This is a genomic window from Actinomycetospora sp. ABD4_176 (genome assembly GCF_056311855.1).
In genome coordinates, this window is the sequence record NZ_CM149974.1 from 3,469,734 (window position 1) to 3,492,719 (window position 22,986).

Below are 22,986 nucleotides of genomic sequence, written 5' to 3' on the forward strand. Positions count from 1 at the left end.
CTCCGAGACGAGGGTGTGGTGGTGGTCAGGCGGCGGTCGGGGCCGCGGCCGGGGTCGCGCCCTGCGCGGGGATGCCGCGCCAGTCGCTCCCCGCGGGCAGTTCCTCGCCCTTCATCAGCAGCGACAGCGGCGCGAGGGCGACGTCGTCGCCGACCACCGCGTCGTAGAGCACGACCGAGCGGGTGCCGACGCTCGCGCCGTCGCCGACGCGCAGGGCGGACATCTTCATCACCCGGTCCTCGAACAGGTGGGTCTGCAGCGAGACCGCCGTGCCGACGCACGCGTCGTCGCCGACCTGGACGAGATCGAACTCGGTGAGGTAGGTCGTGCCGATCCAGGCGCGGCGCCCGATGCGGGCGCCCATCAGGCGCAGCGCCGCGGGCAGGGCGGGGGTGCCGACGAGCAGGCCGAGCAGCACCGGGACCGCGGCCGCCTCGTAGAGGCCGGTCACGAACTCGGTGCGGCGCACGAACGGGCTCCACAGCGGCTCCACCCGCGGCTCGTAGGTGCCGACGACGTGCTTCTTGACCGCCGCGACGTAGAGCACGACGAGCAACGCCGCCGCCATCGCGATCAGGGGCGCGCCGAAGGCCACCTCCGGCAGGGCACGGCCCTGGGCCAGCGCGGAGAGCGCCAGCAGGTAGAGGTAGACGCTCACGGCGATGACCGAGCCAGGCAGGGTCGCGCGGGCGAACTCGATCGCGAGACGCTGCCGCACGGCCCGGCGGCCCGGCCGGTACGTCGACGCCTCGTCGAAGTCGCCGCTGTCCTGCCGCCGGGGCAGGTGGATCGCCGGCGAGCCCAGCCACGAGCTGTCGTGCGGGACGCCCTCGGCCGGGGGCACGGTCTGCACCCCGACCAGCGAGCCCTCACCGGTGCGGGTCCCGGCCGGGACGCACGCCGCGTTGCCGACGAACGAGCGGGCGCCGATCTCGGTGGGGGCGAGGGCCATCCGGCCGTGGGCGAAGGAGGCGCTGCCGACACTGGCCATGTCGGCGACGAAGCTCTCGCGGCCCAGCACCAACAGGTCGGGATCGAGGTGCGCGGCGGTGGAGACCTCCGCGCCCGACCCGACGCGGGCGCCCAGCAGCCGCAGCCAGGGCACCGTGTAGAGCGTCGCGTAGAGCGCGTTGGTGAACGCGAGGCTGAACTCGAAGAGCGTGTCGGCGATCCACTTGCGGATGCCCAGCCCCGACCGCACGGGATGGATCCCCTGCGGCAGCCGCGGCAGCACGACCCGCTTGCCCGTCGCGACGACCGCGCAGACGGTCAGCACGAAGACCGGGCCGGCGAGCAGCGTCGAGGCCAGGCCCGCCAGCACGCCCCAGGCCAGCAACGCCGACCAGACCACTCCCACGGCGGGCAGGACCATCGCCACCGCGGCGGCCTCGAGCCCCACCACGCCGGCAGCGGTGGCGGCCACGTGGTACCAGCGCCACCCCGGCGCGGGCGGCGCGACGAGCATCTCCTCCACCGCCGGGTCGAGGCTCGTCACCGGCACCGGTGGCGAGCCCGCGCGGCCCTCGCCGTCGGGGACCGTCTCACCCTCGTCGAGCACCGACTGCTCGCCCAGGGCGGCCTCGTCGCCGACCGTGCTGCCCGGTCCCAGGACGGCGTTCGCCCCCACGTAGGAGGCCCGGCCGACGGTCACGGTGCCGACGGTGACGATCCCGTCGCGCACCTCCCACGGCCGCACGTGCACCCCGTAGCCGACCGCGGCGTCGTCGCCGATGCGGACCAGCCGCGGCAGCGAGATCGTGCTGGTGGCGATCGTGGCGCGGTCACCGACGTCCGCCCCGAGCAGGCGCAGGTAGGCCCCGGCCGCCATCGAGCCGGACAGCACCGGCAGGGGGCTCGCCCCCAGCAGCAGGTCGGCGAACCACAGCCGCACGTAGGTGACGCCCCAGAGCCGGTAGCGCCCGGGGCGGACACCGGCGGTCAGCGGGCGCACCAGCAGCGGCAGGAGCCAGCGGGTGCCGAGGTAGGTGGCCACGACGGCGCCCATCAGCTGGAGCAGCACCCCGATGGAGACGGTGCCGTCGTTGCGCGTGTAGACGAACGACACCGGCAGGGTCGCCGCGAGCAGGAAGCCGTAGATCAGCACGGCCTGCGCGAGGCCGGCGCGCGCCACCTGCCGCCCGCTGTGCCGCGCCGGCCCCGGGCGCGGCGGCGCGTCGATGGCCGGCGCCGCGGACTCCTGGGCCAGGTGCGCGGCGAGGGCGCGGACGCTGGGGTGCGCGTAGAGGTCGCGGACGGCGGGGCCGGCGCCCACCCCCTGCTCGCGCATCCGCGACACCGCGGTGGCCGCGAGCAGCGAGTGCCCGCCCAGGTCCTCGAAGAAGTCGGCGGTCACCGACAGCTCGGCGACCCGCAGGCCGAACACGTCGGCCCACACCGCGCGCAGGCGTTCCTCGGCCTGCCCCTGCGCCTCGACCACCGGGCCGGTGTCCGCGACGAGCCGCCGTCCGGCGGGTGCGGGCAGCTTCGTGCGGTCGACCTTGCCGCTGGGCATGGTCGGGAGCTCGACGAGGACGTCGAGGGTGGACGGGATCATGTACTCGGGCAGCCGCTCGTGCACCACCCCGTGCAGGCGGGCGGCCAGCTCCGCCTCGTCCGGCCGGTCCGTCCCGTGGGGCGGGACGACGAACGCGGCGAGGGAGCCGGTCTCCTCGACCAGCGTCACCACGGCCGCGCCGACCGCGGCGTCGGTGAGCAGCACGCTCTCGATCTCACCGAGGTCGACCCGGTGGCCGCGGACCTTGACCTCGGCGTCGGCCCGTCCCCGGTACTCGATCTCGCCGTCGCCGGTGATCCGACCGAGGTCACCGGTCCGGTAGAGCCGGCCGCCGGCGGGCGCGAGCCGGTGCGGCACGAAGCGGTCGGCGGTCTTCTCCGGCAGGCCGACGTAGCCCAGGGCCACGCCGGGACCGCCGATGCAGATCTCGCCGACGTCGCCGTCGGGCACCGGCTCCCGGTCGTCGTCGAGCAGGACGATCGAGTACGTCGGCATCGCCCGCCCGATGGTCACCGGCCGGCCCGGGAGGAGCTCGCACCAGGTGGCGGTGACGGTGGCCTCGGTGGGTCCGTAGGTGTTGAGCATCCGCCGGCCCGGGCGGCTCCAGCGCTCGACGAGCTCGGCCGGGCAGGCCTCCCCGCCCACGAGGACGCTGCGCAGGCCGGGCAGGTCGCGCGGCAGCGTCGCGAGCAGGGTGGGCACGCAGTACAGGACGCTGACCCGCGACTGCTCGAGGAAGTCGGCGAGCTCCCCGCCGAGGCGCCGGGAGTCGTTCGGACCGATCACCAGCGTCGCCCCGCGGGCGAACGTCGGCCAGATCTCCTCGATGGAGAAGTCGAACGAGATCGTCATGCCCTGGTAGACGCGGTCCTCCGGGCGCACGTCGTAGACGTCGGGCACCACGTCGAGGAAGTTGACGATGCTGGACTGCGCGACCTCGACGCCCTTCGGACGCCCGCTCGACCCGGAGGTGTAGATCACGTAGGCGGGCGGGTCGTCAGCCGGCGGGACGGCCGGTCGTGTCGTCGGGCAGGCGTCGATCTCCGCTCGGGCGGTGTCGAGCTCCAGGCGTGGCGTGCTCGAGGTGGCGAGCGACGGGGCCAGGTCACTGCTCGTGACGACGAGGTCGACCGCGGCGTCCTCGGCGATGTAGGCGACGCGGTCGGCCGGGGCCTCGGGGTCGACGGGGACGAACGCCGCACCCGCCTTGAGCACGCCGAGGAGGGCGACGTAGGTCTCCGGCGACCGCTCGAGCAGGATCGCGACCCGGGCACCCGTTCCGACGCCGGCGTGCCGCAGACGGTGGGCGAGCTGGTTGGCGCGCGCTTCGAGCTGCGCGTAGGTCGTCTCCGCGCCGTCGTGGTCCAGCGCCACGGCCAGCGGGACGGTGTCGGCGGAGCGTTCGAACACGTGCTCCATGCGCCGGGGACGCCGGCGCGGCAGGAGGTCGACGACGGTCACGTCGCCGCTGTCCCCGGGCGCATCGGGCACGGGGGGTCGATGGCGTGCGGGGGACGGCTGATGGGCGTCGATGCCGGTCATGCGCTCCCTCGGGGCGGCAGCGGCGGCAGGCCGACCGGGAACCACGCGCAGGGGTGGATCCGGTCGGACGGGCCACGGACACGGGCCGCGTGTGGTCGGGCACCGGAGGGTGTTTTCGCACGCTGGGCCGGGTGCGTTCACTCCGTCGTGGTGGCTGTCGTCACCTTCCGTCGAAGATCGCGATTCGACAGCGGACCGCAAGGTCTCGACGGCGTGAACGTCTCCCGCGTGTCCGTACGGTCGGTCGCCGAGGATCCGACGGGGGGCAGCGTCGATGCGCCGATGGACGGCCTCGGGCGACGTCACGGCACGCCGAGGACGCGACGGCGACACCGCGGGTGTCGCCGACGAGGACGGCCTGCGAGCGGCCTACCGCACCCACGGTGACGAGCTGTACGGCTTCGCGGTGCGCCGGCTGCACGACGACGGCGCCGCCCAGGAGGTGGTGCAGGAGGTCTTCGTGCGGGCCTGGCGCCAGGCCGACCGGTTCGACCCGGGGATCGCCAGCCTCCGCGTGTGGCTCTTCGGCATCGCCCGCAACGTCGTCATCGACCGCATGCGGCGCCGGCAGGCCCGCCCCGACGTGCCGGTGGACAGGGACGACCTGGTCGCGATGGCGGAGTCCGAGCCCGACTTCGACGACGCCGTCCTCGACGCCCAGCTCCTGGCGGCCGCGCTCGACGGCCTGAGCGTCGAGCACCGTGCCGCGCTCGTCGAGACCTACCTGCACGCCCGGCCCTACGCGGAGGTCGCGGCCGAGGAGTCGATCCCGGAGGGCACGCTGCGCAGTCGCGTGTTCTACGCGCTCAGGGCTCTCCGGGGGCAGGTCGACCGGATGGGGGTGGAGCGCTGACGCCCTCGAGGCCCGCCCCGGCATGAGGTGCTCGCTCCTCGTTCGATCACGCGGTAGGCATCGTCCGACCGGCCCAGCGGGTACACGCCACCTTCACCTGCCGAGGGGAGGCGCCCGTGCTCGACTGGCTCGCCGCACCCGACTACGCCACCGCCCGCTGGGTGCTCCAGCACCTCGTCGCCCTGGTCTACGTCATCGCGTTCACGGTCGCGCTGGCCCAGTTCCGCCCGCTGATCGGCGAGCGCGGGCTGACCCCGATCCCCCGCTTCCTCGCCCGCACGACCTTCCGCCGCCACCCCAGCGTCTTCCACCTGCGCTACTCCGACACGCTCTTCCGCGTCGTCGCCGGCACCGGCCTCGTGCTCGCCGTCGCCGCCCTCGCCGGCGCCACCGACGTCCTGCCGCTCGGCGCCGGGCTCGCGCTGTGGGGCCTGCTCTGGGTGCTCTACCTGTCGATCGTCACCGTCGGACAGGTCTGGTACGGCTTCGGCTGGGAGTCGCTGCTGCTCGAGGCCGGCTTCCTCGTGACGTTCCTCGGGCCGGCCGACGTCGCCCCGCCCGCGCCGATCCTCTGGCTGCTGGTGTGGCTGCTCTTCCGCGTCGAGCTCGGCGCCGGCCTGATCAAGATGCGCGGCGACCGCTGCTGGCGCGACCTCACCTGCCTCGACTACCACCACGAGACCCAGCCGCTCCCGAGCCCGACGAGCTGGTGGTTCCACCACCTGCCGCGCCCGCTGCACCGCGTCGAGGTGCTCGCCAACCACGTCACGCAGCTCGCGGTCCCCTTCCTGCTCTTCCTCCCCCAGCCGGTCGCGTCGGTCGGCGCCGCGGTGGTGATCGTGACCCAGGGCTGGCTCGTGAGCAGCGGCAACTTCGCCTGGCTGAACTTCCTGACGATCTCGCTGGCCGTCGTCGCGGTCGACGACGCGCGCCTGCGATGGCTGCTGCCGATCCCGCTGCCCGACCCCGCGCCGCTCCCCCTGTGGTTCGCGGTCGTCGTGCTCGCGGTGACGGGGCTGATGCTGGCGCTGTCGGTGTGGCCGGCGACGAACATGCTCAGCCCGCGGCAGAAGATGAACGCCGGCATCACGCCGGTGCACCTCGGCAACACCTACGGGGCGTTCGGCTCGGTGACCCGCGAGCGCGACGAGGTCGTCCTCGAGGGCACCGACGACCCGTCGGGCGGCGACTCCCCCGACGACGTCGTGTGGCGCGAGTACGAGTTCCGCTCCAAGCCCGGCGACCCGTACCGGCGCCCGCCCCAGACCGCGCCGTACCACCGCCGGCTCGACTGGCTGATGTGGTTCGCGCCGCTCGCCCCGCGGATGGCGCGCACGTGGCTGCCGACGCTGCTCGACCGCCTGCTCGAGGCCGACCGCCCGACGCTGCGGCTCCTGCGCCGCGACCCGTTCGACGGCGAGCGCCCGGCCTGGGTGCGGGCGCGCCTCTACCGCTACCGCTTCACCACCCGCGCCGAGCGCCGCGCGACCGGGGCCTGGTGGCACCGCGAGCTGATCGGTGACTACCTGCCCGCGAGGACCCTGCCGCGGGAATCGGCGGCGCCGTAGACCAGCCGGTGCCCGGCGCGGATCCCGGCGGCGTAGACGCGGCCGAGACGCCCCGCCCGCGCCAGCGCCGCCCGCGCCGCGTTCGCGCCGGGCGCGCCGTGCACCGCGCCCGCCGGGTGGGCCGTCGCGCCGGCGAGGAACAGGCCGTCGACGACGGTGTCGGGCCGGCCGAGGCCGGGGGTCGGGCGGAACACGAGCATCTGGTGGATCTGCGCCGTCCCGGCCATGAGCGCGCCGGACACCAGGGACGGGTTGCGGGCCTGCAGGTCCGACGGGCGGGAGACGGTCCGGCGGACGACGAGGTCGGAGAACCCCGGCGCGTGGTGGTCGATCCACGCCGTCATACGGCGGACCTGCTCGTCGAGCTCGGCGTCGGAGTGCTCGCGCGCGTGCGGGAGGTGCGTGTACGCCCACACCGACTCGGTGCCCGCCGGCGAGCGCGTCGGGTCGGCGAGGGTCATCTGGCCGAGCAGCATGAACGGGTTCGCGGGCATGCGGCCGGCGTCGAGGTCGGCGCCGAAGTCGACGAGCCCGGCGACGTCGCCGCCGAGGTGCACGGTGCCCGCGGCGCGGGGCTCGGGCGCGGTCCACGGGATCGGGCCGGACAGGGCCCAGTCGACCTTGAGGATCGCGTCGTCCCACTGGAAGCGCTCGAGGTCGGCGACGAGACGGGCCGGCAGGTGCTCGTCGCCGACGAGGTCGCGCAGCAGCAGGGGCGCCGGGACGTCGGCGAGCACGGCCCGCCGCGCCCGCACGACGCCGCCCTCCGCGTCCACCACCCCGACGGCCCGGCCGCCCTCGACCAGGACCCGGGTCACGGGCCGGCGGCTGTGCACGGCACCGCCGCGGGTGGCGAGGCGCGCGACGAGGGACCGCGCGATCGAGCGGGACCCGCCCACCGGCACCGGGAACCCCACGTCCTGGGCGAGCATCGAGAGCAGCCAGCCGAAGGCCGTGCTCGCGGTCTGGGTGACGCCGAGGTCGGTGTGCAGCGCGTTGCCGGCGACGAGCGCCCGGGCGCCCTCGCCGCGGAACTCCTCCTGCCCGAACCGTGTCGCCGGCAGCAGCATCCGCCGGGCCAGGCGCAGCGCGTCGGGGCCGCCGAGGGTCCGCAGCACCGTCGTCGCGTCCCTCACCGGCGGGAACGGCCCGAGGAACGCGGCGATCAGCGGGTCGCGCAGCTGCTGCCACTCCTCGGCGAGCCGCCGCCACGCGTCGCCGTCGCCGGGCGCGAAGCGGTCGACCGAGGCCGCGGTGACGTCGAGGTCGCGCGAGAGCAGCACGCCCCGGTCGTCGGGCAGGACGTGGGCCAGCGGCTCGTGCGGGTGGCTCCACTCCAGGCCGTGGGCGCCGAGGTCGAGCCCGCGCAGCACCGGCGAGACGTAGCCCATGGGGTGGAACGCGCTGCCGAGGTCGCTGAGGAACCCGGGCTCGGTGATCTCCTCGGTGCGCGTGGCCCCGCCCGGCGCGTCCGAGGCCTCGAGGACGACGACGCTCCAGCCGGCGTCGGCGAGCAGGTTGGCCGCCACCAGCCCGTTGTGCCCGGCCCCGACGACCACCGCGTCGGCGGTCTCCGTGCCGGTGGTCAGGGCGGAGGCACCCGGGGCCGATGTCATGGGCGCAGTGTTCCCGGTCGCCGGGGCCGCACCACGGCCAGGCGGCGCGGCCGAGCGATTCGTCCACTCGGCCGCACCGAGCGCTCCGCCGGAGGACGTAGGCTTCCGCGCAGCGATCACGTGACGTGACGTCCGGGGGGATGATGGCGTCGATCGGGATCCGGCTGTTCGGCGAGGTGGCCGTCGTACGCGACGGGATCCCGGAGCCGCGCCGCAGCCGCACCCACATCGCTCTGCTCGGGCTCCTCGCCCTGCACGCGGGCGCGGCCGTCGACGGCGACGCGCTCATCGACGCGGCGTGGGGCGAGGACCTGCCGCAGAACCCGCGAGGGGCGCTCCAGGTCGCGCTCACCCGGTTGCGCGCGTGGCTCGGCGCGCGGCCCGAGCCGTGGATCACCGCGAGCAACGGCCTGTACACGCTGCGCCTCCCGCCGGACGCCGTCGACCTCCTGCACTTCGACCGTCTCGCCGACGTCGCCCGGCACGGCGGGGACCTCGCCGCCCACGAGGAGGCCCGCGCGGCCTGGCACGGGACGCCGTTCCTCGGGCTCGACACCGACCGGCTCGCCGAGGCCCGGCGCAGCGCGCAGCACCGGCGACGGGCCCTCGTCGTCCGCCACGCCGGGCTGCTCCTCGACGCCGGTCGCCACGGCGACGCCGCCGACCTCCTGGCCGGGGAGGACCGCCTGGACGAGGAGCTCGCGACGCTGCTCGTCCGGGCCCTGCGCGACGCCGGCCGGCACCGCGACGCCGTCGAGACCTACCTCGAGGTCCGCCGGCGGCTCCGCGACGAGCTCGACGTGGAGCCGGGGCCGGAGCTGCGCTCCCTGTACGGCTCGCTCACCGCCCGCCCCCGTCCCGAGCGGGCCCCGCCCCCCGAGCTCGTCGGGCGCGACGCCCTCGCGGGCACCGTCCTCGACGCCCTGCACGGTGACGGCCGGCTGATCGTCCTGCACGGACGCGCGGGCGCCGGGAAGACCGCCGTGCTGCGCGCCGTCGTCCACACCGCGCGGGCCCGGGGCGCCTCGACCGCGGCGTCGGCGTGGGGGGAGCACGACACCCCCGCCGCGCCCTGGCACGAGGTGCGGGGCGACCTCGGGATCCGGGGGCCCGCGCCGGACCGCGACCTCGGGCCCTGGCTCCACGCCCGGCTCGGCCACCGGGCGCGGGACGCGCCGGTGCTGGTGGCCCTCGACGACGCGCACCGCGCCGACTCCGCCTCGCTCGACGTGCTGCGCACCCTCGCGCGCCGCGGCCTGCCCGCCGGGGTCGTCCTGGTCGTCGCGGCCCGCCGCCCCGACGCCGTGCCGCACCCGCGCTGGGAGCGGGCCCTCGCCGAGCTGCGGGGACACGCCGTCGTCGACACCGCCGAGGTCGGGCCCCTGGCGCCCGAGGCCGTCGCCGTCCTCGTCCGGCGCCGCCTCGCCCACCTCTCCCCGGACGACGACCTCGTCGCCGCCGTCGTCCACCGCTCGGGGGGCCTCGCCCTCCACGTCACCGCGCTGCTCGACCTCCTCGCGCGCAGCTCCACCCTCGACGGGGCCCGGCACGCGGTCACCGCGGTGCCCGAGCAGGTGCGCGCCGTCGTCGGTCACCAGGCCGCCCAGCTCCCGGACGCGACGCGCCGGGCCCTCGAGGCCCTCGCGGTGCTGCACCCGGTGGACCTCGCCGACCTCGCCGCCGTGCTGGGACGCCGCCCGCTCGACGTCGCCGACGACCTCGAGCCCGCCGCGCGCGCCGGACTCGTCGCCGGCGAGGGCGACCGCTACGTGCTGCGCCACGACCTCGACGCCGACGGCCTGCGGGCGGGCGTGCCCCCGGTCCGCACCGCCCACCTGCACCTCGCCCGCCTCGAGGCGCTCGGCGACGACGCGGACGCGTTCACGGTGCTGCGCCACACCGAGGGCGCCGCGTCGCTGCTGGCGCCGGCCCGGCGCGCCGCGGCCCAGGTCGACGCGGGCGTCGCGTCCTACCGCCGGCGCGCCCTCCCCGAGGCGCTGGCCCTGTTCGACGAGGCGCTCCCCGGCGCCGAGGCCGGCGCCCGCGCCCGGCTGCTCGGTCACCGCGCGCTCTGCCGGTCCGCGCTGCGGGGGACCGACGAGGACGCCGGCGCCGCGCAGGTCGAGGACGTCGATGCCCTCGACACGGCCCTCGACGAGGCGCTCGACGCGGCCCTCGCCGCCGGTGACGACGGGCTCGCGGCGCTCGTCGCCATCGGTGACGAGCCGCTCGGGCTCTCGGTGCAGGGCGACCCGCGCCGGCACGCCCGGCTGCACCGGCTCCTCGACCGGCCGCTGGCACCCCGCCTCCGGCTCGACCTGCTCGTCGCCACCGTGCGCGAGGCGTCGGCGACCGCGCAGGACGGCGCCCCGGCCCTCGTCGCCGAGGCGAGGGCGCTGGCCGACACGCTGGCGCGCGACGAGCCCGAGGTGCAGGCCCGCGTCCGGGCGCTCGAGGTCCGCCACCTCGCGGACACGACGAGTTCCGCGGTCGAGCGCCTGGCCCTCGCGGCCGACGCCCGCCGGCTCGCGCTCGCCACCGACGACCCGTCACTCCAGCTCGACGGCACCGAGCTGCTCATGACCGCCGAGCTCACCGTCGGCCACACCGAAAAGGCCCACAAGCTGCGTGTGGAGCTCGAGACCGCCGCCGAGCGCTGGTTCCGCCCGCGGTCGATCTGGGCCGCCCAGACCACCGAGGCCGCGATGCTGCTGGCCGAGGGCGACCCCGGCGCCGACGCCGCGGCCGCCCGCGCGGCCCAGCGGGGCCAGGCGCTCGAGCTGCCGGCCGCGCCCTACGCCGCCGGCGCCCACCTGCTCGTCCAGAACCTGCTGCTCGGGACCGTCGCCGACCTCGCTCCCCTCGCCGCGCACGCCGCGACCCAGGCGCTCAACACCGGGGCGTGGTCCGCCGCCGCGGCCTACGCGGCGTCGTGCGCCGGGGACGACGAGCGGGCCCGCGGGCACCTCGCGGAGTACGCGCGCCGGGCGGTCAACCCGGCGATGTGGTTCGCACGCGCGGCGGCGGCGATGGCCTCGGCGGCCGCCTTCCGCCTCGGGGACCGCGCCACCGCGGCCCACGTCCGCGATGTGCTGCCCGCGGACCCCGACGCCGCCGTCCTCGTCGGTTTCGGCGGCGCGGTCCTCGGGCCGGTGACGCTCTGGACGGGGCTCGCGGCCCGGACCCTCGACGACCCCGGCACCGCCGAGCGGGAGTGGACCGCCTCCGTCGCCCTCGCCGACCGCGCCGGCTGGACTCCGTGGGCGGCGGCCGCCCGGCAGTGCCTCGCGTCGCTGTCGGACCCGGCCGCGCCGCTGCCGCTGGGCCTGGGGGGCGGGCCGCCGAGCAGCTGATCGTCCGCCGTCCGGGCGGGTCGACGAGGACCTCGTGCGGCCGGTCGAGCAGGCGTGACCGAGGCGGGGCAGCGGGGCGGCGGCAACCCCTTGATCACGGTCTCGGTGACGAAGGCCCGCAGAACTGCGGTGGTTCGTCACCGAGATCGCGATCACGGCTCAGCAGGCCGCCACGAGCGACCGGGGCGCCGAGTGGAGGCGCCACACGCGTCGATCACGCGCGGTGCTCCGGCGATCGACCGCGCGTGGCGATCGCCCCGAGTAGCTCGTCGTCGGGGGTGCCGCCGGACGCGTCGAACGCGGAGAATCCGGCCCATGAGCACCCGCCTGTGGCATCCGTTCTCCGACATGGCGGCCGTGGACGGCCGCGAGTTCGTCGTCGACCGGGGCGAGGGGCCCTGGGTCTTCGACGAGGCCGGGCGGCGCTACCTCGACGGCTGCGCGAGCCTCTGGTACGCCAACATCGGCCACGGCCGGCAGGAGCTCGGCGAGGTCGCGATGGCCCAGATGGGCAAGCTCGAGGCGTACTCGTGCTTCGCCGACATCGCCAACCGGCCGGCGCTCGAGCTCGCCGACCGTCTCGCCGGTCTCGCCCCCGTCGACGACGCTCGGGTCTTCTTCGGGTCGGGCGGCGCGGACGCGATCGACACCGCCGTCAAGCTCGCCCGCGGCTACTGGCAGGCCCGCGGCGAGCACCGGCGCGTGCACGTCGTCTCCCGCGAGACCGGCTACCACGGCACCCACGGCTACGGGACCTCGATCACCGGCATCCCGCCGAACCGCGAGGGCTGGGGGGTGCTGGCCGGCGAGAACACCGTGGCGCCGCTGCACGACCTCGACGGCGTCGAGAAGGTCTTCGCCGAGGTCGGCCCGGAGCGGATCGCCGCGTTCGTCATCGAGCCGGTCACGGGCGCGGGCGGGGTGCACCTGCCCGTCGACGGCTACGTCGAGGGCGTCGCCGAGCTCTGCCGCCGCCACGGCGTGCTCCTGATCATCGACGCCGTCATCTGCGCCTTCGGGCGCCTCGGCACCTGGTTCGGCATCGAGCGCTTCGGCGTCCGGCCCGACATGATCACCTTCGCCAAGGGCGTCACCAGCGGCTACCTGCCGCTCGGCGGCGTGATCGCGTCGGGCGACGTCGCGGCCCCGTGGTGGACGACGCCCGGCGAGCGCACCCTGCGCCACGGCCCGACCTACTCCGGCCACCCCACGGCCTGCGCGGTCGGCCTCGCGACGCTCGACATCTACGAGCGCGAGGGGCTCATCGCGCGCGGCCAGGAGCTCGAGAGCCCGCTGTTCGAGGCCCTCGCGCCGCTGACCTCGCACCCCTACGTCCACGAGGTCCGCGCCGGGTTCGGCTTCCTCGCCGCGATCGAGCTCGAGCAGGAGATCCTCGACGGCGTCCCGGACGCCCCGAACGTCCTGCTGCGCGCCGTGCGCAAGGCGGGGGTGCTGGTGCGCGGGCTCGGCAAGGGCATCGCGGTCTCGCCGCCGCTGGTCGTCGGGCAGGAGGAGATCGATCTGCTCGCCCAGGCCATCCGGACCGGGCTGGAGGACCTCCCGGTCGAGAGCCCCGTCCCGTCCGCCCCCGGAGCATGAGGAGTCACCACATGCAGACACGCGTCGATCTCAACGCCGACGCCGGCGAGAGCCTCGGGCGCTGGAAGCTCGGGCACGACAGCGAGCTGATGGTGCACGTGACCTCGGTGAACGTCGCCTGCGGCTACCACGCGAGCGACCCGGTGACGATGCGCGACTCGGTGCGCACCGCGGTCGCCACCGGCACCGCGATCGGCTCCCACCCGGGACTGCCCGACCTCGTCGGCTTCGGCCGGCGGCGGATGGCGCTGCGCCCCGACGAGGCGGCCCAGCTCGTGCTGTACCAGACGGGTGCGCTGCAGGCGACGGCTCGCGCGGAGGGCGCCGAGGTCGTGCACGTCAAGCCGCACGGCGCGCTCTACGGCATGGCGCTGACCGACCCGGACATCACGTCGGCGATCACCGAGGCCGTCCTGCGCCTCGACCCCGACCTCATGATCTTCTGGCTCGCCGGCCCGACCGCGGATCTCGCCCGCTCGCTGGGCGCGACCGTGGCCCGCGAGGGCTTCGCCGACCTCGAGTACACCGACGAGGGGCACATCATCGTCGAGCCCGAGCCGAAGGCGAAGGATCCCGACGCCGTCGCCCAGCAGGCCGTCGACCTGCTCGAGGGGCACGTGACGTCGACGACCGGCAAGCACCTCGACGTCGAGGTCGACACCATCTGCCTGCACGGCGACCGGCCCAACTCCGTCGAGATCGCCGAGGCGCTCGTGCGGCGCCTCGACGACCTCGGGGTCGAACGCGTGCCGGCGGCTCAGCTGCTGCGGGGCTGAGGAGCCAGCGCCTCGAGGACGTGGTCGAGCTCCTCGACCGGCCGGCCCGGCGGCAGCACGATCGTCGGCTCCTCGGCGCCGGCGGCCCGCCAGCGCTCGAGGGCGGCACGCCCCTGGTCGGCGTCGCCGTGGATGGTGAGCTCGTCGAGGAGCACATCCGCTCTCTCCGGGACCTCCGTGGTGCGTCCGGTCGGGTTCACGGCGACGACCTCGTCGACGGCGGCACCGAACCCGTGCGCGCGCAGCGTCTGCGGGTACAGCGGACCCATCGAGGTCAGGTAGAAGGCCACCCACCAGGACGCTGTCCCCCGGGCGACGCCCGGGTCGGCGGCGACCGCCGTGGGGACGGCCGGACACACGACGGGGACGACGTCCCGCCCGACCTGCGCCGCGCCCTCGCGCAGCTCCTCCCGGAGGCGTCCGAGCGCGGACACCGGCACGAGGAACGGGTCCCACCCGTCGGCCAGCGCGCCGGCCCGGCGGATCGAGCGCGGCCCGAGGGCGGCGAGGTGCAGGGCCACGTGCGGGCACGGGGGCACGGCCAGGCGCAGCCCTCGCGATCCCGTCGTCGGCTCGAGCCGCTCGCCGCGCAGCAGGCGGCGAACCTGCACGGAGACGGCGGCGAGGTGCTCGACGGGCCGGTCGAACGCGACGTCGTGGAGGCCCTCGGCGAGCGCCGGGCTCCCGGCGCCGAGACCGAGCCGGAACCGCCCGCCCGAGACGGCGTCCACGCTCGCCGCGAGCATCGCGATCGTCGCGGCGCTGCGGCCCCAGGTGTTCATGACGCCGATGCCGAGGCCGATCCGTTCCGTGGCCCTGGCCACCTCGGCGAGCAGGACGCCGGCGTCCCACCCCCACGCCTCCGCGACCAGGAAGGTGGAGTAATCGAGCTCCTCGGCGCGCCGCGCCACGTGGAGCACGACGTCACGGCGGGTCTCCATCGGCGTCAGGCCGACCCCGAGACCGGTCACGACGCCGCCAGGAACGCGGTCACCAGCGGGTTCACGAGGTCCGGGCGCACGAGCGGGGCCATGTGTCCGCCCCCGTGAACGGTGACGAACCGCCAGCCGGGACAGGCCTCGCGCAGCACCTCCACCACCTCGCGGATGGGACGGCGGGTGGCGGGGTCGTGGACGACGAGGGTCGGGACGCCGCGCGCGGCGAGGTGGTCGATCGTCAGCTCCGGGTCGGTGACGGCGTCCCACTCGTGACGGTTGGGCGGCAGCGCGGCGACGAACGCGGCGCGCCGGGACTCCGGCATCGTGTCCCAGGAGCCGTCGCCCAACCAGTAGTCGGCGAAGCGCGGAGCGGCCTCGGTCCAGTCGTCGGCGGCGGCGTGGCGCTGGACGTGGTCGCGCAGGGCGCACGCCTCGGCGAACGCGTCGTGCCGGTCCGCCGCGACGAGCAGCGCGACGGGGTTGGGCTCGAGCAGCACAAGCGCCCGCACCCGGTCGCCCAGCTCGACCGCGGCCCGCATCGCGACCGCGCCGCCGAACGAGTGCCCGACGAGCGCGACCGGCTCGTCGACCCCCTCCAACACGGCGTGGACCAGGGCGGCCTGGTCGGTGAGGCGCTGCGGACCCGGCCCCGCGAAGGCCGGCGTAGCGCCGTAGCCGAGCAGGTTCGGCGCGAGCACGCGGTGGCGGTCCCGCAGGTCGGCGACGAGCGCCTTCCACTGCCGGTTGCCGCTGACCGAGCTGTGCAGCAGGACGACCGGCGGCCCCGCGCCCGCCTCGAGGACGTCGACCCCCGTACCCACCCCGACGACGCTAGCGTGATCCACGTCACCGAGGAACGCCCGGAGGAGCCGTGACCGCCCAGGACGCACCCGAGCCCGCCGCACCGGCGATCTCCCTGCACGACTTCACCGACATCGACCACTCCGCCGAGTCGACCTACGTCGCGGCGCTCGAGGCGTTCGACCGGCTGCCGCTGCTGCGCGAGCTCAAGGCCCTCGCGATCGAGCGCACGCACACCGGACCGGGCCGGCGCGTCCTCGACGTCGGGTGCGGCTTTGGCCTGGAGGCCCTCCGGCTGGCGCGGCTCGTCCGCCCCGGCGGCACCGTCACCGGCATCGACCTGTCCGCCGACTTCGTCGCCGAGGCGCGCCGCCGGGCCGCCGCGGCGGGGCTCGACGTCGACCTCGTCCCCGGCGACGCCGAGGCGCTGCCGTTCGACGACGACGCCGTCGACGTCGCCCGCGCCGAGCGCGTGCTCATCTACCTCGACGACCCGCGCCGCGCCCTCGCCGAGCTCGCCCGCGTCACCCGCCCCGGCGGGCGGATCGCGGTCATCGAGCCCGACTTCGAGACCAACACCGTCAACGTGGACGACGCGCGCCTCGTCCGCGCCGTCCTCGCGCACGAGGCCGACACCGCCGTCGTCAACCCGCGCCTGGTGCGCGACCTGCGCGGCGACCTCGGCGACCTCGGGCTCACCGACGTCGAGGTCGACAGCCGGATGGTGATCTTCTCGCCGGACCTCGCCGCCCAGTACTTCAGCGGGATCGGCGAGGCCGCGGCCGCGGCGGGCGCGATCGACGCCGACGACGGCCGGCGCTGGACCTCGACGATCGCCGCGCTGCACCGCGACGGGCGGCTGTTCGGGGCGGTCGGCTACTACCTGTTCACGGCGACCGTTCCGCCAGCCACGTCTCCAGCGTCGTGATGTCGTAGCTGCCCTCGACGACGGCCCGCTCGTCGAGCAGGCGCCGGTGCAGGCCGATCGTCGTCGGGAAGCCGTCGACGCGGTACTCCGCGAGCGCCCGCCGGCCGCGGGCCAGGGCCTGCTCGCGCGTCGGCGCCCACACCGAGAGCTTGGCGACGAGCGAGTCGTAGAACGGCGGCACGGCGTCGCCCGCCATCAGCGCGGTGTCGACGCGCACGCCCGGCCCGCCCGGCAGCTCGAGGGCCTCGACGGTGCCCGGCGAGGGCAGGAAGTCCTGGTCGGGGTCCTCGGCGTTGACCCGGAACTCGATCGACGCCCCGTGACACGCGATGTCGTCCTGGGCCACCGACAGCGGGTCGCCCGAGGCGATGCGCAGCTGCTCGGCGACGAGGTCGAGCCCGGTGATCCACTCGGTGATCGGGTGCTCGACCTGGATGCGGGTGTTCATCTCGATGAAGAAGAACTCGTCGCCCTCGACCAGGAACTCCACCGTGCCCGCGCCGACGTAGCCCACCTCGCGGCTGAGCCGGACCGCCGCGTCGCAGAGACCCGAGCGCAGGTCCGGATCCAGCCCCGGCGCCGGCGCCTCCTCGAGGATCTTCTGCCGGCGCCGCTGCAGCGAGCACTCCCGCTCCCAGCAGTGCACGACCGCGCCGTGGGTGTCGGCGAGGACCTGCACCTCGACGTGCTTCGGGCCCTGCAGCGCGCGCTCGAGGTAGACCTTGTCCGAGCCGAACGCCGACGCCGCCTCCCGCTGGGCCTCGGCGACGACGGTGCGCAGCTCGTCCGCCGACCCCGCCGGGCGGATGCCCCGCCCGCCGCCGCCCGCCGAGGCCTTGACCAGCACCGGATAGCCGACCTCCTCGGCCGCGGCCACCGCCTCGTCCACCGACGACACCTCGTCGCTGCCCGGCACCACGGGCACGCCCGCCGACCGGGCGACCGCGCGCGCGGCGGCCTTGTCCCCCATCGTCGTGATCACCGACGCCGGCGGGCCCACGAAGACCAGGCCCGCCTCCTCGACGGCCGCGGCGAACCCGGGGCGCTCGGAGAGGAAGCCGTAGCCGGGGTGGATCGCGTCGACCCCGGCCGAGCGCGCGGCCTCGAGCACCGCGTCGGAGTTCAAGTAGCTCTTCGACGCCGCCGACTTCCCGAGGTGGACCGCGTCGTCGGCCATCCGCACGTGCGCGGCCGACGCGTCGGCGTCGGAGTACACCGCGACCGCGCGGATGCCGAGCTCCCGGCACGCGCGCACGACCCGCAGGGCGATCTCGCCGCGGTTGGCGACCAGGACGCTGCGCAGGCTCACGTCTCCAGCTCGACCAGGTCCTGGCCGATCGTCACCTCGTCCTCGTTCTCGACGAGGAACCGCGAGACGGTGCCCGCGGCGTCCGCCTTGACCTCGTGGAACGTCTTCATCACCTCCACCAGCCCGACCGTGTCGCCCTCGGCCACCGAGGCGCCCTCGGTGACGTAGGGATCGGCGTCGGGTGACGGCCGGTGGTAGAAGACGCCCGGGGTGCGGGACGTGATCGTGTGGCTTCCCAACTCGGGCTCCCAGTCGATCGGCTCAGGTGAGCGCGGAACGGATGCGGTCGAGCGCGCCGAGGCGGTCCCTGCGGACCTCCAGCGCCCCGTCGAGGTCGACCGGCACGAAGCGGGTCCTGTCGCCGGTCTTGGTCTGCGCCAGCCGATCGCGGTCGACGGAGACGACGGTGCCGAGCGTCGCGTAGCCCCCGCCGGTGACGGCGTCCTGGAGCAGCACGATCGGCTCGACGCCCCCGGGCACCTGCACCGACCCGACGGGATAGCCGCAGTCGGTGACGTTCGCGGGGTCGCTGCCCGCCCCGAACGGCTGCTCGCGCGGCACGAACTCGAGCTCGGCTCCGCGGAAGCGGTAGCCGACGCGGTTGGCGTCCGGGGTCACCTTCCACTCGGTGTCGGTGAACCGGGCGAGGCTGTCCTCGGTGAGCCGGTAGCTGTGCAGCCCGACGAGCAGGTGCACCTCGGCGGTCGACGGGTGCACCGGCACGTCCCCGCCGTCGAGGCGTCGTCCGGCCCTCGGGTCCCGCGCGTCGGAGCCCAGCGCCAGCTCGTCCCCGGCCCGCAGCGCGCGCCCCTCGAAGCCGCCGATCCCGACGAGCGTGTAGGTCGAGCGGCTCCCGTAGTAGAGCGGCACGTCGATGCCGCCCGCGACGGCGACGTAGGGCCGGGCGCCGGCACGCAGCTGCCCGAACGACAGCACCGACCCCGATGACACGGCCACCGACTCCCACGTCGGGATCTCCTCGCCGTCGACGAACGCGGGGATGTCCGCGCCGGTCACGGCGATGACCGTGTCCACGGTGAACTCCAGCGTCGGCCCGAGGTAGACCGCCTCCAGCGCCGCCGCTCCCGGCTCGTTGCCGACCAGCGCGTTGCCCACGTGGTAGGCGAACGAGTCGAGCGCGCCCGAGGGCGGGAAGCCGATGCTGTAGTACCCCAGCCGCCCGGTGTCCTGGACGGTGGTCTCCAGGCCCGGATCCTGAACCCTGATCGTCACCCGTACAGCACCTCCTTCATGCTCGCGTTGGTGCCGTCCGGGTCGGCGAGGAAGCGGCTCGGTGAGAACTCGAGCTCCCGGTACGAGTAGCGCCAGGTCCCGGCGTCGACCTGGGCGCGCACGTCGTCGTACTCGGCCTGGTCGACGCGCCGGTAGTTGATCACGTCCCCGTGCTGGAAGAACACCACCGAGTCGTTCTCGGCGAAGTCCGGCAGCCGCTGCTCGCCGTCGAAGATCGGCGCGGGCGCCGAGCCGAAGAGCTGGTAGCCACCCGCACCCTTCACCGGGTAGATCACCGCGAACGCGCCGCCGAACCCGAAGGCACGCTCCGGGGTCTCGGTCCGCGGGCGCACGTACTTCGGCACCTCGACCTGCCGCTCCCGCGGCACGAGCTGGAAGCACCACGGCAGCCCGGGCACGAAGCCCATCATCGTGACGAGGTACGGCGAGGCGGCGAGCGCGTCGATGAAGTCCTCGGTCGACGAGTAGCCGTTGATCCGGGCCCCGTAGTCGAGATCGGTGCCCGTCGGGTCCTGGTGGCGGTCGCGGAACTTCATGAGGACCTCGTGGGTCCACGGGTCGTTCAGCATGATCGGGACGTCGACGATGCGCGTCGCCACGGTGAGGTCGTCGGACAGCGATCCGACCTCTCCCTCGATGCGCTGCAGCTCGCGCACCAGGTCACGCGGGTGCAGGCGGTCGGGGTCGACGCGGACCATGTACGACGCGTTCGACGGGCAGATCTCCTCGACGCCGGGGATCGCCTCCTCGCCCAGGCGCCGCGTGATCGCCAGCGACGTGAAGTGCACCGGCAGGCTCATCGCCGCCGAGAGCTCGACGTAGACGAACTCGTCGCCCCCGTAGTCGTACCGCGTCTCGGTGTCGGTCTCGGTACCGGCGCTCATGCGATCACCTTGGCGTGTCCGTGTCGGCGGGTCCAGAGCCCTCAGGAATCGGACGCCGCCCCGATCAGGACGGCGTCCACCACCACGTTCTCGGTGTAGCTGCCCGCGGCCCGGTCGAAGGCACCGCCGCAGGTGATCAGGCGCAGTTCGGGGCCCGGGCGGTCGCCGTAGACCTCCTCGGTCGGGAACCGGTCCTTGGGGTGGGTCGACACCCGCGTCACCCGGAAGTCCGCGCGGCTCCCGTCGGCGCGGGTGACCGACGCGGTGTCCCCGGGACGCACCGCGCCGACCTCGAAGAACACCGCCGGGCCGTCCTGCGCGGAGTCGACGTGGCCGAGCAGCACCGAGGGGCCGCGCTCCCCCGGGGTCGGCGAGTGGCGGTACCAACCGGCCCGCGAGTCCTGCCGCGCGGCGTGCGGCGGGACCTCGACGGTCCCGTCGGGCCGCAGGCCCAGGGTGACGAGGTCGGTGTGCACGCCCGCGCGGCGCCATCGCCGTCACCTTGCGCTCAGCTGACGATGGTCGGGGGCGCCGATTCCCCGCCCTTCAGCGCGCGCCAGACCCGCTGCGGGGTGAGCGGCATGTCGAGGTGCGTGACGCCCCGCGCCGCGAGCGCGTCGATCGCCGCGTTCACCACCGCGGGCGACGACCCGATCGCCCCGGACTCGCCGATCCCCTTCGCGCCGAGGGGGTTGGTCGGCGAGAGCGTGACCCGCTGGTCGAGCTCGAACCCGGGCAGGTCGGCGGCGGCGGGCACCGCGTAGTCGGCGAGCGTCGCCGCCGTCGGCTGGCCCGCCTCGTCGAAGGTGGCCTGCTCGTAGAGGGCCTGCGCGATGCCCTGGGCGATGCCGCCGTGCAGCTGCCCGTCGACGATCTGCGGGTTGACGATGCGCCCGCAGTCGTCGACCGCGACGAAGCGCCGGACCCGCGTGTCACCGGTCTCGGTGTCGACCTCGACGACGGCGATGTGCGTGCCGAACGGCCAGGTGAAGTTGGGCGGGTCGAAGTGGTGGTCGGCGGTGAGGTTCGGCTCCATGCCCTCGGGCAGATCCGCGGCCAGCGACGCCGCGCCCGCCACCTCCTGGATCGTCAGCGACGGCCCCGACGTGCCGGCGACCGAGAAGACGCCGCCGGTGAACTGCAGGTCGTCCTCGGACGCCTCGAGCATGTGCGCGGCGATCTTCCGGGCCTTGTCGACGACCTTCTCCGCCGCCCCGTACACGGCCGAGCCGCCGACCGCGAGGCTGCGCGAGCCGTAGGTGTCCCGCCCGAACGGCGCGATCATGGTGTCGGAGTGGAACACCTCGACGTCGGCGGGGTCGATGCCGAGGGAGTCGGCGACGATCTGCGCCCACGCCGTCTCGTGGCCCTGGCCGTGCGGGCTGGTGCCGGTGACGACCTCGGCCCGGCCCGCCGTCGTCATCCGGACCGTCGCGGCCTCCCAGCCGCCGCTCTGCAGCCGCACGCCGGCGGCCACCTTGGACGGCGAGAGCCCGCCGGACTCGGTGAAGTTGCCGATGCCGACACCGATCTCGACCGTCTCGCCGGCCTCGCGGCGGCGGCGCTGCTCGGCGCGAAGCCCCTCGTAGTCGACGAGCTCGAGCGCGCGGCGCATGCAGGGCTCGTAGTCGCCGGAGTCGTACTGCACACCGGACGGGACGGTGCGCGGCTCGGAGAACGGCGGGTGCAGGTTGCGCAGCCGCAGCTCGGCAGGGTCCATCCCGAGGGCGCGGGCGAGGTCGTCGAGGACCCGCTCGTGGGCGTAGGCCGCCTCGGAGCGCCCGGCGCCGCGGTAGGCGTCGGTCGGGGTGAGGTTGGTGAACACGCCCCGGCACTCGAAGTCGTAGGCGCCGAAGTCGTAGAGCCCGCAGTAGGTGAAGGCCCCGAACACGGCGATGCCGGGGGTGAGCAGCTGCAGGTAGGCGCCCATGTCCGCGACGAGACGGACCTTCATCCCGAGGATCGTCCCGTCGCGCGTCGCGCCCACGGTCATGTACTGGACCTGCCCGCGGCCGTGCGTGGTCGCGATGTGGTGCTCCGAGCGCGTCTCGGTCCACTTGACGGGCCGGCGCAGCCGCCGCGCGAGGACCAGCGCGAGCGCCTCCTCGGCGTAGACGTTGAGCTTCGCCCCGAAGCCGCCGCCGACGTCGGGGGCGACGACCCGCAGCTTGGTGTCGGAGATGCCGCAGATCGCGGCGAGGATGTCGCGCACGAAGTGCGGCACCTGGGTCGAGGTGTGGATCGTGAACCCGCCGCCGACCGCGTCCGGGGTGACCACCACCGCGCGCGTCTCCATCGGCGAGGCCATGACCCGCTGCTGGATGTAGCGGCCCTCGACGACGACGTCGGCCTGCGCCAGCGCGGCGTCGACGTCACCGACCGCGAGCGGCCAGGTGTAGCAGTGGTTGCTGCCGAGCTCCTCGTGCACCAGCGGGGCGTCCGGGGCGAGCGCCGCCTCGACGTCGACCACCGCGGGGAGCTCCTCGTAGTCGACGACCACGAGCTCGGCGGCGTCACGGGCCGCGGCCGCGCCGGTCGCCACGACGACCGCGACCGCGTCGCCGACGTGGTTGACCTCGTCGCGGGCCAGCGGCCGGTGGTCGGGCACGAGGATGTCCTCGGTGACCGGCCAGCCGCAGGGGATGCCGGCGACGAACTCGTCGAACAGGTCGGCCCCGGTGAGGACGGCGAGGACGCCGTCGGCCTCGCGCGCGGCGGCCGTGTCGATGCCGCCGATCCGCGCGTGGGCCACGGGGCTGCGCACGAGCGCGAGGTGCACGGTGCTCGGCGGGGCGATGTCGTCGGTCCAGGTACCGCGGCCCGTGAGCAGCGCGGCGTCCTCCCGGCGCTTGAGGCTCCGGCCGACGTGCGTGGTCGTCGCGGCGGGCTGGGGGACGGTCTCGGTCATCCGGGGTGCTCCCGTCGGCCGGCGGTGGTGGTACCGATCACCGTGGCCTGTCCGAGCGGGATGGGGAAGAGCCCCGCGGCTGAGGTCAGGACAACCTTCGCCCGACAGGCCCGGACGGGTGGGACGCAACGTGACCGTCATC

General features: G+C 75.2%; 16 protein-coding genes. 6 read left to right on the plus strand and 10 right to left on the minus strand.

The window, feature by feature from the left end; genetic code table 11:
- Window positions 1–25: 25 nt before the first annotated feature.
- On the minus strand, window positions 26–3,976 hold the full coding sequence (locus tag ACYX4T_RS16810) for a Pls/PosA family non-ribosomal peptide synthetase (RefSeq protein ID WP_476010440.1): 3,951 nt from the start codon (window positions 3,974–3,976) through the stop codon (window positions 26–28).
- Between the two features lie 355 nt (window positions 3,977–4,331).
- On the opposite strand from ACYX4T_RS16810, the gene ACYX4T_RS16815 reads away from it, so the two are divergent.
- Together ACYX4T_RS16815 and ACYX4T_RS16820 are read left to right on the plus strand one after the other, a co-directional pair.
- Entirely contained in the window at window positions 4,332–4,910 is a 579-nt protein-coding gene (locus ACYX4T_RS16815) for a sigma-70 family RNA polymerase sigma factor (protein ID WP_476010441.1), read from the plus strand.
- Window positions 4,911–5,026: 116 nt separating this feature from the next.
- Window positions 5,027–6,478, plus strand: a complete 1,452-nt coding sequence (locus ACYX4T_RS16820) for a lipase maturation factor family protein (protein WP_476010442.1) — start codon at window positions 5,027–5,029, stop codon at window positions 6,476–6,478.
- On the opposite strand, the gene ACYX4T_RS16825 is transcribed toward ACYX4T_RS16820, so the two are convergent.
- Window positions 6,433–8,094, minus strand: a complete 1,662-nt coding sequence (locus tag ACYX4T_RS16825) for a phytoene desaturase family protein (protein ID WP_476010443.1) — start codon at window positions 8,092–8,094, stop codon at window positions 6,433–6,435. The genes ACYX4T_RS16820 and ACYX4T_RS16825 overlap by 46 nt on opposite strands.
- A gap of 125 nt (window positions 8,095–8,219) precedes the next feature.
- Between ACYX4T_RS16825 and ACYX4T_RS16830 the strand changes: the two genes are divergently transcribed.
- From ACYX4T_RS16830 to ACYX4T_RS16840, 3 genes are all read left to right on the plus strand, one after another.
- Window positions 8,220–11,447, plus strand: coding sequence for a BTAD domain-containing putative transcriptional regulator (locus ACYX4T_RS16830; protein ID WP_476010444.1), 3,228 nt, complete (start codon window positions 8,220–8,222; stop codon window positions 11,445–11,447).
- Window positions 11,448–11,762: 315 nt separating this feature from the next.
- Entirely contained in the window at window positions 11,763–13,046 is a 1,284-nt protein-coding gene (locus ACYX4T_RS16835) for an aminotransferase family protein (protein ID WP_476010445.1), read from the plus strand.
- An 11-nt stretch (window positions 13,047–13,057) separates the two neighbouring features.
- Entirely contained in the window at window positions 13,058–13,822 is a 765-nt protein-coding gene (locus ACYX4T_RS16840; protein ID WP_476010446.1) for a LamB/YcsF family protein, read from the plus strand.
- Here ACYX4T_RS16840 and ACYX4T_RS16845 read toward each other — a convergent pair.
- Both ACYX4T_RS16845 and ACYX4T_RS16850 read right to left on the minus strand, forming a co-directional pair.
- Entirely contained in the window at window positions 13,804–14,793 is a 990-nt protein-coding gene (locus ACYX4T_RS16845; RefSeq protein ID WP_476010447.1) for an LLM class flavin-dependent oxidoreductase, read from the minus strand. The two genes, ACYX4T_RS16840 and ACYX4T_RS16845, sit on opposite strands and share 19 nt — an antisense overlap.
- Window positions 14,790–15,581 carry an alpha/beta fold hydrolase gene (locus ACYX4T_RS16850; protein ID WP_476010448.1) on the minus strand — a complete coding sequence of 264 codons (792 nt, stop codon included), beginning with the start codon at window positions 15,579–15,581 and terminating at the stop codon, window positions 14,790–14,792. The genes ACYX4T_RS16845 and ACYX4T_RS16850 overlap by 4 nt, the downstream gene beginning before the upstream one ends.
- Before the next feature lie 50 nt (window positions 15,582–15,631).
- Here ACYX4T_RS16850 and ACYX4T_RS16855 point away from each other — a divergent pair, with 50 nt between their 5' ends.
- Window positions 15,632–16,489 (plus strand): methyltransferase domain-containing protein, encoded by an 858-nt coding sequence (locus ACYX4T_RS16855; protein ID WP_476010449.1) that lies wholly within the window; start codon window positions 15,632–15,634, stop codon window positions 16,487–16,489.
- On the opposite strand, the gene ACYX4T_RS16860 is transcribed toward ACYX4T_RS16855, so the two are convergent.
- The 6 genes from ACYX4T_RS16860 to ACYX4T_RS16885 are packed head-to-tail and all read right to left on the minus strand — an operon-like array spanning window position 16,449 to window position 22,844.
- On the minus strand, window positions 16,449–17,798 hold the full coding sequence (locus tag ACYX4T_RS16860) for an acetyl-CoA carboxylase biotin carboxylase subunit (RefSeq protein ID WP_476010450.1): 1,350 nt from the start codon (window positions 17,796–17,798) through the stop codon (window positions 16,449–16,451). The two genes, ACYX4T_RS16855 and ACYX4T_RS16860, sit on opposite strands and share 41 nt — an antisense overlap.
- Window positions 17,795–18,037 (minus strand): acetyl-CoA carboxylase, encoded by a 243-nt coding sequence (locus ACYX4T_RS16865; protein ID WP_476010451.1) that lies wholly within the window; start codon window positions 18,035–18,037, stop codon window positions 17,795–17,797. Before ACYX4T_RS16865 ends, ACYX4T_RS16860 begins: the two co-directional genes overlap by 4 nt.
- A gap of 22 nt (window positions 18,038–18,059) precedes the next feature.
- Window positions 18,060–19,031, minus strand: a complete 972-nt coding sequence (locus ACYX4T_RS16870) for a 5-oxoprolinase subunit C family protein (protein ID WP_476010452.1) — start codon at window positions 19,029–19,031, stop codon at window positions 18,060–18,062.
- Complete coding sequence (locus ACYX4T_RS16875) at window positions 19,028–19,936, minus strand: 5-oxoprolinase subunit B family protein (protein WP_476010453.1); 909 nt, start codon at window positions 19,934–19,936, stop codon at window positions 19,028–19,030. Before ACYX4T_RS16875 ends, ACYX4T_RS16870 begins: the two co-directional genes overlap by 4 nt.
- A gap of 41 nt (window positions 19,937–19,977) precedes the next feature.
- Window positions 19,978–20,412 carry a class F sortase gene (locus ACYX4T_RS16880; RefSeq protein ID WP_476010454.1) on the minus strand — a complete coding sequence of 145 codons (435 nt, stop codon included), beginning with the start codon at window positions 20,410–20,412 and terminating at the stop codon, window positions 19,978–19,980.
- Window positions 20,413–20,444: 32 nt separating this feature from the next.
- Window positions 20,445–22,844 (minus strand): xanthine dehydrogenase family protein molybdopterin-binding subunit, encoded by a 2,400-nt coding sequence (locus ACYX4T_RS16885; RefSeq protein ID WP_476010455.1) that lies wholly within the window; start codon window positions 22,842–22,844, stop codon window positions 20,445–20,447.
- Window positions 22,845–22,986: the final 142 nt, after the last annotated feature.